12 protein-coding genes are annotated in these 10,955 nt (G+C 40.8%); 10 read left to right on the forward strand and 2 right to left on the reverse strand.

Going from position 1 to position 10,955, the window contains the following annotated elements; all coding sequences use genetic code 11:
- The first annotated feature begins 250 nt into the window (after positions 1-250).
- The 4 genes from ABJK37_RS16045 (at position 251) to ABJK37_RS16060 (ending at position 1,842) form a co-directional block, all read left to right on the forward strand.
- On the forward strand, positions 251-565 hold the full coding sequence (locus ABJK37_RS16045) for a hypothetical protein (protein WP_348356116.1): 315 nt from the start codon (positions 251-253) through the stop codon (positions 563-565).
- Positions 562-996, forward strand: a complete 435-nt coding sequence (locus ABJK37_RS16050; RefSeq protein ID WP_348356118.1) for a hypothetical protein — start codon at positions 562-564, stop codon at positions 994-996. The genes ABJK37_RS16045 and ABJK37_RS16050 overlap by 4 nt, the downstream gene beginning before the upstream one ends.
- Before the next feature lie 123 nt (positions 997-1,119).
- Positions 1,120-1,383, forward strand: a complete 264-nt coding sequence (locus tag ABJK37_RS16055) for a hypothetical protein (protein ID WP_348356120.1) — start codon at positions 1,120-1,122, stop codon at positions 1,381-1,383.
- A 144-nt stretch (positions 1,384-1,527) separates the two neighbouring features.
- Positions 1,528-1,842: a DUF2834 domain-containing protein gene (locus ABJK37_RS16060; protein ID WP_348356136.1), complete on the forward strand. Its 315-nt coding sequence runs from the start codon at positions 1,528-1,530 to the stop codon at positions 1,840-1,842.
- A 182-nt stretch (positions 1,843-2,024) separates the two neighbouring features.
- On the opposite strand, the gene xylA is transcribed toward ABJK37_RS16060, so the two are convergent.
- Entirely contained in the window at positions 2,025-3,344 is a 1,320-nt protein-coding gene (gene xylA / locus ABJK37_RS16065) for a xylose isomerase (protein ID WP_348356122.1), read from the reverse strand.
- On the reverse strand, positions 3,341-4,810 hold the full coding sequence (gene xylB, locus ABJK37_RS16070) for a xylulokinase (protein ID WP_348356124.1): 1,470 nt from the start codon (positions 4,808-4,810) through the stop codon (positions 3,341-3,343). Before xylB ends, xylA begins: the two co-directional genes overlap by 4 nt.
- A 164-nt stretch (positions 4,811-4,974) precedes the next feature.
- On the opposite strand from xylB, the gene ABJK37_RS16075 reads away from it, so the two are divergent.
- The 6 genes from ABJK37_RS16075 to ABJK37_RS16100 all read left to right on the forward strand — a co-directional run bounded on the left by ABJK37_RS16075 (position 4,975) and on the right by ABJK37_RS16100 (position 10,563).
- On the forward strand, positions 4,975-6,201 hold the full coding sequence (locus ABJK37_RS16075) for a DNA-binding transcriptional regulator (RefSeq protein ID WP_348356126.1): 1,227 nt from the start codon (positions 4,975-4,977) through the stop codon (positions 6,199-6,201).
- A gap of 179 nt (positions 6,202-6,380) precedes the next feature.
- The gene (locus ABJK37_RS16080) at positions 6,381-6,902 is read left to right on the forward strand and encodes a hypothetical protein (RefSeq protein WP_348356128.1); all 522 of its coding nucleotides are present in this window, start codon (positions 6,381-6,383) and stop codon (positions 6,900-6,902) included.
- A gap of 206 nt (positions 6,903-7,108) precedes the next feature.
- Positions 7,109-7,444, forward strand: coding sequence for a zinc ribbon domain-containing protein YjdM (locus tag ABJK37_RS16085; protein WP_215927276.1), 336 nt, complete (start codon positions 7,109-7,111; stop codon positions 7,442-7,444).
- Positions 7,445-7,446: 2 nt separating this feature from the next.
- Complete coding sequence (locus tag ABJK37_RS16090) at positions 7,447-7,899, forward strand: hypothetical protein (protein ID WP_348356130.1); 453 nt, start codon at positions 7,447-7,449, stop codon at positions 7,897-7,899.
- A gap of 311 nt (positions 7,900-8,210) precedes the next feature.
- Positions 8,211-9,701, forward strand: coding sequence for a SulP family inorganic anion transporter (locus ABJK37_RS16095; RefSeq protein WP_348356132.1), 1,491 nt, complete (start codon positions 8,211-8,213; stop codon positions 9,699-9,701).
- A gap of 10 nt (positions 9,702-9,711) precedes the next feature.
- On the forward strand, positions 9,712-10,563 hold the full coding sequence (locus ABJK37_RS16100; protein ID WP_348356134.1) for a universal stress protein: 852 nt from the start codon (positions 9,712-9,714) through the stop codon (positions 10,561-10,563).
- Positions 10,564-10,955 lie beyond the last annotated feature (392 nt).

Here is a 10,955-nt window from a genome sequence, read left to right on the forward strand (position 1 = left end):
GTAGGCGAGCGTGTAAATCAATTCCACAATAGTATGGATGTGTATTAGTATAAAAGTTCATTGAGCTTCTCCGTTTTGGTTTTGTCACCTATCAGAGTAGCCGAGAAGTTACGCTGATTGGGGAGGCTCAATGAGTATCAAGTTGCTTAAACGGCCACGTACAGTTTGCTCGCGCTTCGCGCAGTATAGCAAACCTGTACTTAGCCGCTTAGCAAAGCGTATGCATCTATATTGACTTGGGAGATTCATTTTGAATGACAAATTGGCAAGATTCTTAAACAAAAAATACGGAATACTATTTATGGTTTCTTCGGTATTTTTGGTCATCATATTATTGCTCAATCTTCATTGGCGTGCAGATTTCACGTTTATGCAAAACCTTTCTTATGGATATATTTTCAGAATTGATGATTTTTTTGATGAAGAGTGCAACGGTAGCGGACTTTATAGACGTTGTACTGAGGAGCATTTATATTTTTACTTTAAATATCTAGCTATCATACCTATGGTGACCTTTGTGTTTGGTCTCTTCGGATATTTAAATGACGCAGAGCGGAATGCATGAGCATTTTTGATTATGAAGGTAAAGGGGAAGGGGATGAGGCAACATTTTTCTCTCTTTCTGGTGAATATCTTGAAGCTGCAATAACATTGAATAATACCCCGCCAACTACAGTTAATTACTGGATAGTCACATATTATTTGCTAGGCCATGCGGCAGAATTATCATTAAAAAGTTACTTATTTAAACATGAACTAAAAACTGGTGACCTAAAAAAAATCGGCCATGACTTAAGTGAGCTACTAAATAAAGCCAAAGAATATAGTCCTAAAGATTTCGAACTAAAAGCAATACACGAGTTATCACATATTTATAAAGGTAAAGACTTAGAATATCGCTGCAAGAAAAAGCAAACATTTCCAGCGGTTGATATGTTAATTGATGAAGTAAAAAAATTACAAAGTATTGTATTTAATGAAGTGGTCGAGTTTTAATTGCATAACAAGGCAACTCAAATAGGACACAAACTCGTTGTCACTTTTCTTGCAAACGGCGCAACAAAAGCACCATCAAGTTCGAGCCGCTGGTTGCGGCGTTATGCATAGCAAGGAATTGGCTTGGTAGATATTGAAAGTACGTCGACAATAATCACAGCAGTAGTGCTATTAATTCTGTTTATGTTTTTTGGTGCAAACCTGGCTATAGTTGTTTTGGAAAGGAAAGTATCTGCTTCTAGTCTTAAGTCGCTGGGAGTTGGCTTGGCAAATATGCTTAATAAAAAAGAAAATCCCAATAGTTACTTGCAAGCGCGAATTTACTTAGTTGGTGGCGTTTTTTCTTTTTTAGCGTTCATGGCATTCTTGGAGTTCAGCCATGCATAACAAAAACATTATTTCGCTCGTAAACTCGCTGGGACAATTACTCACTGGCTGGCGCTTCGCGCAGTATAGCCAGCAAGTAATTGCCCTATATGTTAAGCGTTAGGACTCAATGCTGATTCAATTAGGGGGTAACCTTTGACTAAAGTGTACTTATTGTTAACTGTACTTGGTATTGCCATTCCTTTTGGTGCATTTATACCCTGGTTGGTAACCAACGGTTTAGACTTTATCGCCTTATTTAATGCGGCCATTGTCAATCCAATTAGCATTTTTGCTTGGCTTGACGTTTTGGTTGCTGCTTTAGTGTTATTAACATTTATCGTTGTAGACGGTAAAAGAAATAAGGTTAAATACCACTGGTTAGCAGTTCTTGGAACTTTAAGTGTTGGGGTGTCATTTGGTTTTCCCCTTTATTTATATTTAAAAGAAAAACAGCACCTTAATTCAATAGATACCTAATAAGGCATTAAATTCGGAACAAAAACAGTTGGCTACGTTCCGCTTCGTCCCACATTATAGCCAACAATTTTCGACCGTGTAATGCGGCGTTAATGTCGGCTTTGCGTTTAAAACCAATAAAAAAACGCCTGATGCATTGCATCAGGCGTTTTGCGGGATCAAAGACTGATTATTGCTAGTGCTTAACCGTATAATACGCGGTTAACTTTGTTTTCTAATAATTCTTGTTGGCCACTTTCGTGTTGTGGATTAATTTCATTATCAACCGCATAGGCAGCTAATGATTCTAAACTATGCTCACCTTTTGAAATAGCTTTGCCTAAATCACCGCTCCAGTTTCTGTATCGATTAGCGACTACTGAACCTAGGACGTCATTTTCAACGATAGCTGCTGCTTTTTTCAGAGCTAACGCTAAGTGATCCATGCCACCTATGTGTCCGTGGAACAAATCTGCAGGATCTGTAGATTGACGACGTAATTTAGTATCAAACATAAACCCACCAGTTTTAAAACCACCGGCTTTCAAAATGTCGGCCATAACCAGTGTTAATTCAGGTACATCGATTGGGAATTGATCTGTATCCCAACCATTTTGTGCATCACCACGGTTTGCATCAATTGAACCAAATAAACCAAGTGAAATGGCTGTGGCAATTTCATGTTGGAAAGAATGGCCAGCTAATGTTGCGTGGTTAGCTTCAATGTTAACTTTAATTTCGTCTTCTAAACCAAACTGTTTTAAGAAACCATACACGGTCGCAGTATCGTAGTCGTACTGGTGTTTAGTTGGCTCTTGAGGTTTAGGTTCAATTAACAATGTACCTTTAAAACCAATTTTGTGTTTATGCTCTACTACCATTTGCATAAAGCGACCCATTTGCTCGCGCTCTTGGCGTAGGTCTGTATTAAGAAGTGATTCGTAACCTTCACGGCCTCCCCACAATACGTAGTTTTCTCCACCTAAACGTTTGGTTGCTTTCATAGCATTAAATACTTGAGTTGCCGCGTAGCTGAATACTTCTGGATTCGGGTTGGTTGATGCACCAGCTGCATAACGTGGGTTACTAAACGCGTTGGCTGTTCCCCATAATAACTTCCTGCCAGTCTCTTCTTGTTTTTGTTCAAGAACATCTGTCATTTGAGTAAAGTTATTCACGTATTCTTTTATGCTGTTTCCTTCAGGCGCCACATCGATATCATGAAAGCTATAATATGGAATGCCTAGTTTTGTAAAAAATTCAAAAGCCACATCCGCTTTTTGTTTGGCACGTTCCATTGCATCACCAGGCTTCAACCATGGGCGACCAAAAGTACCTTGACCAAATACGTCAGCGCCATCCCAGCAGAAGTTATGCCAGTAACACGCACCAAAACGCAAATGTTCGGCCATAGTTTTACCTAGAATAACTTGATTGGCATCGTAATGATGAAACGCCAAAGGGTTGTCCGACTCGGTGCCTTCAAATTTAATGCTGGGTATTGAATCAAAATAAGTTGTCATAATATTTCCTTGTTAAAAATAGTGCGTAATTGAGTATAAGCTTGAATATAGACTTGTCGTCTTTGCTCAAAAATTTGTTGAATTGAAGTGTTAGGTGTATGGATTTGTACTGCTTCTGGTTGTGGGCAAATTTGTTCAATGGATACATTAGGCTCCATAGCTAACTGAGCTAGTCGTGCAGCACCAAGCGCAGGACCGACTTCGCCACCTTTTCTAAAGGTGATTTTGGTTTGTAATACATCGGACATTAGTTGTCGCCAATAGCTACTTTGTGCGCCGCCACCAATAACGGTAATCTCTGTTGCCTTGGTACCTGATTGATGCAATGCATCAACACCATCAGCGAAGGCAAAACACACTCCTTCTAATACAGCATGTAACATGTCGAGTTTGCTAGTATCGTGGGTTAACCCAATAAAAGCGCCTTTCGCCATAGGATTATTGTGCGGGGTGCGTTCACCACTTAAATAGGGTAAAAAGTAAGGCGTTGTTTTCTGATTAACAGGATTGCTTTCAAGTTGTTCAAGCAACTGCCCAATATCTTCCTCTACTATATGTTTCGCAAACCAATCTAAGCAGCTTGCCGCACTTAACATTACCGACATTAAATGCCAACGCTCGGGTAATGCATGGCAAAAACTGTGTACTGCTAGTTCGGCTTGTTGGCTGAAACGATCGGTGACTACAAAATAAACCCCTGAGGTACCCAGTGAAATCATGCCTTGACCCGGTTCAACTAGACCAACACCTATTGCTCCGGCTGCATTGTCGCCTGCACCTGCTACCACTGGCACTTCGGGTAATCCCCAACGACTGCTTAAATCTGCCTGCAACACACCTGTGATTTGATTACCTTCAAAAAGTTGTGGCATGTGGTTTAACTTCAGACCACAAGCCGCGAGCAATTCACTGTCCCAACAACGTTTTTGGGTATTAAGCCAAAGTGTTCCAGCTGCGTCTGACATGTCACATGCAAAATCACCTGTTAAAAGAAACCTTAAGTAATCTTTAGGTAACAACACTTTATCTATTTGAGAAAAGTGGTTGGGTTCATGATGTTTTAACCACAGTAGTTTTGGTGCGGTAAAACCCGGCATCATAATGTTGCCGGTAGTTTGGCGACTATTTGCTACCGCTTGTTCAAGCTCTCTACATTGAGCGGCACTGCGACCGTCATTCCATAGAATAGCTGGGCGTATAATCTGTGACTCTTTATCGAGTAATGTTGCCCCATGCATTTGCCCAGACAAACCTATCGCTTTTACCTGAGACAGATATGGGCGTGTGCTTAGATCATCCATTACAGAGCAAAATGCCAACCACCAATCTGTAGGGTCTTGTTCAGACCAAAGTGGCTTTGGTCGAGATACTGTTAGCTCCGCTGATTGTGAATCAACGATCTGGCCAGTTGCGTCGGTTATAATGACTTTTATCCCAGACGTGCCTAAATCAACCCCTAAATACATCACAATCTCCGTAGTATTTTTTGTTGATAGCATAGTGGCGTAGAGTTCAAAATCGCTCAATTACGAAATTACATAAATAAATTCCGTAATTTGTTATTTTATTGTTACTATGTTTTTAGTTATTCTTACACTGACTTTTAGTCAGGTAGAAGAGGTATTAATCAGTGAAATTCAGCAGACTAAGTGGGCAAGAGGGCAGGCAGTATAGTATTAGCCTATTGTTTAACGCGAATAAGGTTTACGATCGTCAAGTCATAGAAGGTATTGGACATTATTTACAATCTACTAAAGTGGATTGGGACGTATATCTCGAAGAAGACTGCTTAGCTCGACTAAACAATCTCGATAATTGGGAAGTGGATGGAATTATTGCCGATTTTGACGACCCAGTTATGCAAGCTGCCTTGATTGATTTACCTATTCCCGTCGTTGGTGTAGGAGGCTCCTACCAAGCAGATAAAGATTATCCAAATGTGCCCTATGTGGCCACCGACAATATGGCCGTGGTTAATTGTGCTTATCAACATCTAAAACAAAAAGGTTTACAGCGATTTGCATTTTATGGGTTTCCGCCAGATGAAGAGCATCGTTGGGCCTTAGAGCGTGAGAGAGCAATCGTTTCTTTGTGTGAAAAAGACGGTTTTAAGTGTTCGGTATACCGTGGTTATAAAACTCAACCAGATACCTGGCATTACAGCATGAATAGGCTGGCAGAATGGATTGAAAGCTTACCTTCGCCTGTTGGCGTGATCGCCGTTACTGATGCTCGAGCAAGACATTTACTGCAAGCCTGTGATAAAACCAACCGACTCGTACCTGACCAAGTTTCTATAGTAGGTATAGATGATGACGACATTGCTCGAAACCTAAGTAGAGTCAGTTTGAGTTCGGTCAGTCAAGGGTGTTTTGATATGGGATTTCAAGCCGCGAAATTATTACATCGCCAGCTTAACCGACAAAAAGTGGAAAAACCTTCGGAGCAAAAAGCGAAATCACCACCACGAGTACTTGTGCCACCCATAGGTATTATTCAGCGCCAGTCAACCGACTTTAAAGCCCTTCAAGATACTTATGTTATTCAGGCTATGCACTATGTCCGGCAACATGCGTGTAGAGGTATAAAAGTTGAGCAAGTGATTGATTATGTTGGTATATCTCGCTCAAATCTGGAACAGCGTTTTGTGCAAGAATGCGGTCATAGCATACATACAGAAATTCACTATGAGAAGCTAAATAAAGCTTGTAAAATGTTAACTGAAACAGATACGGAACTGTCCGAAATAGCCAGTTCCTGTGGTTATCCCTCAATTCAGTATTTATATGCAGTGTTTAAAAAACACTTTGGGCAAACGCCCAAACAATACAAACGAAACGCGGTAAATATGACCTAGATAAGAGTTTACAACCTTACTAACTAGTGATTCTGTCTAGGTCATAAATGTTTAGATTCAATAGTCGAAGTGAACAATTTGTAAGAAAAACATAATTTTACCTGTGTATGATGAAATATATTCGTATTTCGCATGGTCGAGTAGAGCATGTAAAAAAGTAATTTTAATACAGGAAGACTATGCTCAACTATGCCATATCAATTGAGGACCAATTGGAAACGGTCCAACAGGCTAAAGCATTTTTGCAGGACATAAGTGTAGAAAATTACCAATTGGTACTCAATCCCCATTTTATTAGTAGCCCTGGCACACATATGCGCCATATATTGGATCATTATTGGGCGTTAAAAGATGGATTGAACCACGGGTTAATTAACTACAATTCACGAAATCGGAACTCTAGTATTGAATCATGTCCACAAACTGCACTTTTAGAATGGCAAAAAATCGAATCATGGTTATCACAGGTTGATCATTTAGATGCCGATATGCCCCTTAAAGTAGCCTGTGAAACCTCCATCAACAAAACTCATAATACTCAGACTCAATCAACATTAGGACGCGAACTGGTGTTTGTTGCGAGTCATGCGATACATCACTTCTCTTTGTTGGCTGTCATTAATTCCTTGCTTGGTAACAAAGATGAGGCACACTTTGGAATAGCTCCGAATACTGCCTCATATATTCGTCAACAGGCTTAGTTGCCTATTTAAACTGACGCTGATTTACTAAAACCTGCATTCTGAAAACAAACCCATTTAAGTTTTACCCAATTGCAATTTGTTATTTACTCATTCATTGATCTAGCACATACCTAGGCACGCTTTGTTGCTGGTAATTAAACGCTAAAACGCGGATAATTACGGAAGATATTTCCACAACATATTTGTAGTAAGGATTTTTTGCAATGAGTGAGTTACCTCAATGTCCCCAGTGCGGTTCAACATATACTTATGAAGACCGTGATATGTACGTTTGTCCTGAATGCGCGTACGAGTGGCCCCAGTCTGGCGAAGTAGATGAAGATGAAAAGGTAATAAAAGACTCAAACGGTAATGTTTTAGCTGATGGAGACACTATTACGGTAATTAAAGATCTTAAAATAAAAGGCTCTTCTTCTGTGGTCAAAGTGGGAACCAAAGTCAAGAATATTCGATTGGTTGATGGTGATCATGACATAGATTGCAAAATTGATGGAATTGGAGCGATGAAACTCAAATCAGAGTTTGTTAAAAAGGTTTAATAATGACTAGTAGCAGGTTTCCAGCACATGGTTCTTTGCGGCTTTCAATAGAAGGTCAGCTGCTTATTATAGAAGGTTCTGGTCCTGCAAATTTAGAAATGGTTCAAGAATATCAGCAACAGGTAGTGGGGCTGCGTAAAAAACTGATGCATGCTCCATGGGTTAGCCTCGCATTGCTCAGTGGCACACCATTAGTTTCACCTGAAGCTAAAGAGCTGTTTGTACAGGTCATTAAACAAGCCAAAACTATGAATTTACGTGCTACTGCTGTGGTACTTATCGAGATGGAATCCGTTGAACTTGTTCGTCAATTTTGGCGAGAAATCTATATAGACGCGGGCCTTAAGTTTAACTTTTTTGAGGCCGAAAAAGACGCACGCGAGTGGCTGACAAGTGTTTTAGAAAACGAGTCAAATACAGATGTTGAGCAAACCTCTCAGAATGTTTTGAATTAGAGCAAACGTTTTAAATTTGGCTATGTCAGTAGGTTTAAAACGGTTCTGAATCTTAACTTTTGGCGATAAGTATATGCAGCAATTACGGCTAAGTTTGCCACTTAAAATCGAATCGTTTTAGCCGCTTATTCATTGTATTAAAATAACCGTTTGTATAAAATTCAAGCCAAACAACGTCAAATGTGACGAGTGAGAATTATGTCCCGTACATTAGCTCTCTATCTTAACGCGCCAATTTAGGTGTAGTTTTCGCTTTTACAAAACACAAACTATTTCCCTTTGGGGATCATGAACATTATTAGGTAGTCTGCATGTTTGAACACATTCAAAGAGATTGGCTTTCGAATATTCGGGGTGATGTGCTTGCTGGAATCGTAGTGGCATTAGCACTTATTCCTGAAGCCATTGCTTTTTCTATTATTGCCGGTGTCGATCCAAAAGTAGGACTCTATGCGTCGTTTTGCATTGCGGTGATCATCGCATTTGTAGGCGGGCGTCCCGGGATGATTTCTGCTGCTACTGGTGCCATGGCGTTATTAATGGTGACTTTAGTGAAAGACCATGGATTGGAATATTTGTTGGCCGCGACCTTGCTTACCGGGGTGTTGCAAATTTTTGCTGGTTATCTCAAGCTCGGTGAATTGATGCGCTTTGTTTCCCGCTCTGTGGTAACGGGATTTGTTAACGCTCTCGCCATCTTAATTTTTATGGCGCAACTGCCTGAGCTGATTAATGTGACTTGGCATGTCTATGCTATGACCGCAGCTGGTCTTGGCATTATTTATCTCTTTCCATATCTACCGGTTATTGGAAAAGCGGTGCCGTCTCCGTTGGTCTGTATAGTATCAATGACTTTTGTAGCGGTTTTAATGGGCTTAGACATCCGTACCGTGGGCGATATGGGCGAATTGCCTGATACTTTGCCTATTTTCTTATGGCCTGATGTCCCCCTCAACTTAGAAACCTTAAGTATTATTTTGCCATATTCAATCGGATTAGCTGTTGTGGGCCTTCTGGAATCTATGATGACGGCTACCATTGTAGATGATTTGACCGATACTACTAGTGATCGCAACAAGGAATGCAAAGGCCAAGGTATGGCTAATATTGGTGCTGGTTTGTTAGGAGGAATGGCAGGGTGCGCTATGATTGGGCAGTCTATTATCAATGTTAAGTCTGGCGGACGAGGCCGACTTTCCACCTTTGTGGCAGGTGCATTTCTGTTAGTGATGGTGGTTTTTTTAGATGAGTGGCTGCGTCTTATCCCTATGGCGGCATTGGTAGCAGTCATGATCATGGTGTCAATTGGTACGTTTTCGTGGTCGTCAATTAAAGATTTGCGTACCCATCCTATTTCTTCGAGTATTGTGATGGTATCCACCGTTATTGTTGTAGTGGCAACCCATAACTTAGCGTTGGGAGTGTTAGTGGGCGTATTGTTAGCGACGTTATTCTTTGCTAATAAAATTGGGCGGTTTATGGTGGTTAAATCTGATTTCTCAACATCAGAAAATACCAGAACCTATGAAGTCATTGGACAGATATTTTTTGCTTCTTCAGAACAATTTATCAAGGCATTTGATTTTAAAGAAGCGGCTGAACAGGTAGTGATTGACCTGAGCCATGCTCATTTTTGGGATATTACCTCAGTGTCCTCTTTAGACAAAGTGGTGATTAAGTTTAGGCGTGAAGGTGCTAATGTGAGCATCATAGGTATGAATGATGCTACTGCAACAGTGGTCGACAAGTTTGGGGTGCACAATGATCCCAAAGAAGTTGATAAATTGTTAGGCGGACACTAAGGAAAACGTAATGAAACAAATAATGACCTGTGTGGATGGTTCAGCAATAACAGACGCCGTGACTGACGCGGCAATCTGGGCTTCAAAAAAACTCAATAAGCCAATATGTTTTTTACATACTCTAGAAAAAGAACAACAACACGGCGCCGACGACTATACGGGGGCCATTGGGCTTGGCGCTCGCTCTGCATTGCTGGAAGAAATGACTCTACTCGATGAAAAAAGAGGCAAAATAGCACTGCAGTTAGGAAAGGAGTTGCTCAATACTGCAGCTCAAAAAGCGCATAGCGAGGGTGTTAAAGATGCAGAAATGTTACAACGTCATGGAGATATCGTCGACGCCACTGCAGACTTGCATGATAAAACGCGACTAATAGTGGTTGGTCGAAGTGGCGAAGGTCACGGTGGTAATTTTAATGCTCTAGGCTCGCACATCGAAACTTTGCTACGCAAAGCCTGCCAACCAGTCATTGTGGTTCCTGGCGAGTTCAAACAGCCTAATTCTTTTATGGTGGCCTATGATGGCCGAGCAACCGCGGACAAAGCGTTGCAAAAGGTTATCGATGGTGGTTTGTTGCATGGGCTACATTGTCATTTGGTCTCTGTGAAGAACGGTGAGGAAGATCTAAAAAACAAGCTTGATGTTGCGAAAAATCGTATGCAAAAAGAGGGCTTTGAGGTAACGGTTTCTTTTATCGACGGTGATATTCATCAATCGTTGATGGACTATAAAACGGCAAATAGTATCGACTTGGTAGCCATGGGGGCATTCGCCCATTCCAAATTACGCCAGTTTTTTGTGGGAAGTAATACTATTAAAATGTTGGAACGCTGCGACGTTCCATTAATTGTTTTAAGATAATACTTTCTGCGGTCGAGTGGGAAATATCAGTATGTAAATCTCACTGATACTTTCGCCCCTCCTAGTTCAGATGTCGCAATCCTGATATCGGCATCGCAGCCAAGCTGCAATTCTGCTTACTATGGCTAAGTAGGTTGTTGATTGGCACTATAGGGAAAGCCACTGCTAGCTTCCATAAATAAATCGAACGCACAAAACAAAGAGAAATGTTCAAAGGGTTCTACCTTTGAGCTCTCGGGTTTCTCTGTCGTTAATACCAATCCATCCTAACAATTGATCGCTCAGCGAGATTTAAAATCACCTAATCAAGGCGCTCGAATGAAGCAATAGTTATTCTATTGTAAGTTCGAGCAACGCAGAGTAGGTGCTTTTAAACCTCGCCCAAAGGGAGA

The organism is Paraglaciecola sp. (assembly GCF_039964565.1).
Lineage (GTDB): Bacteria > Pseudomonadota > Gammaproteobacteria > Enterobacterales > Alteromonadaceae > Paraglaciecola.